Origin of the sequence: Pseudomonas panipatensis (assembly GCF_900099785.1) — a bacterium.
Taxonomy (GTDB): Bacteria; Pseudomonadota; Gammaproteobacteria; order Pseudomonadales; family Pseudomonadaceae; genus Pseudomonas; species Pseudomonas panipatensis.
In genome coordinates this window covers 1-1,292 of the sequence record NZ_FNDS01000034.1, presented here as the reverse complement: position 1 = coordinate 1,292, position 1,292 = coordinate 1, and the positions used below count along the sequence as shown (strand labels likewise).

The window sequence follows — 1,292 nt, the reverse complement described above, 5'->3', positions numbered from 1 at the left end:
TTGACGATCGGCGTGAAGCCGGTGCCGCCGATGTGGCCGAGGCTGGAGATGGTGAAGCAGGCGCCCTGCATGGCGTCGGCGGAGAGCTTCTTGGTGCGTGCCTTTTCCGCCAGTTCGGCGGCTTCGGCGGCCAGTTGCAGCAGGCTCTTGCGCTCGACGTCGCGGATCACCGGCACCAGCAGGCCGTCCGGGGTGTCCACGGCGAAGCCGATGTGCACGTACTTCTTGCGGATCAGCGCCTTGCCGCTGGGGGCCAGCGAGCTGTTGAAGTCCGGCAGCTCCTTGAGCAGGTGGGCGCAGGCCTTGAGCAGGATCGGCAGCACGGTCAGCTTGACCCCGGCCTTCTCGGCGGCGGCTTTCTGCGCGACGCGGAAGGCTTCCATGTCGGTGATGTCCGACTGGTCGAACTGGGTCACGTGCGGCACGTTGAGCCAGCTGCGGTGCAGGTTGGCGGCGCCGACCTGCATCAGGCGGGTCATCGCCACTTCTTCCACGTCGCCGAACTTGCTGAAGTCGACGTCCGGGATCGGCGGGATGCCGGCGCCCGCGCTGGCGCCGGCGGCCGGGCCGGCCTTGGCGCGCTGCAGTTGTTCCTTGACGAAGGCCTGCACGTCTTCCTTGAGGATGCGGCCTTTCGGACCGCTCGCCTTGACCTCGGCCAGGTCGACGCCGAACTCGCGGGCGACCATGCGCACCGCCGGGCCGGCGTGGACCTTGGCGCCGTCGCGGCTGGGCGCGCCCACCGGGGCGACGGCGGCGACGGCACTCGCGGCCGCGGTCGGCGCGGCTGCCGGAGCCGGCGCGGCGGCCGGTTGCTCCTCGACGATGGCGACGGGCGCGGCGGCGCCCGCCACCTTGAGGGTGAGGATCAGGTCGCCGGTGCCGACTTCGTCACCGACCTTGATCGAGACGCTGTCCACCACGCCGGCGGCCGGCGAGGGGATTTCCATACTGGCCTTGTCCGACTCCAGGGTGATCAGCGACTGGTCGGCCTCGACCGTGTCGCCGGCTTTCACCAGGACTTCGATGACGTTGGCCTTGCCGGCCGAGCCGATGTCCGGGACATGGATGTCCTGGACGCTGCTGCTGGCGGCAGCGGCGGGCGCGGCAGCCGCTGCCGCTGCAGGCGCGGCGGCTTGCGGCGCGGGGGCCGCTGCGGCCGGGGCGGCGACCGGGGCTTCGGGGGCAGCAGCGCCACCCTCGCTCTCCAGTTCGAGAATCTCGTCGCCTTCCTTCAGGGTGTCGCCGACCTTGACCTTCAGGCTCTTCACCACGCCGGCCTTGGGCGAGGG

General features: G+C 71.1%; 1 protein-coding gene. It reads right to left on the bottom strand.

Features of this window, described 5'->3' with window-relative positions; translation table 11 throughout:
• Positions 1-1,292: dihydrolipoyllysine-residue acetyltransferase (gene aceF, locus BLQ74_RS26880; protein ID WP_090268561.1), on the bottom strand; the 1,292-nt coding region annotated here is incomplete at both ends.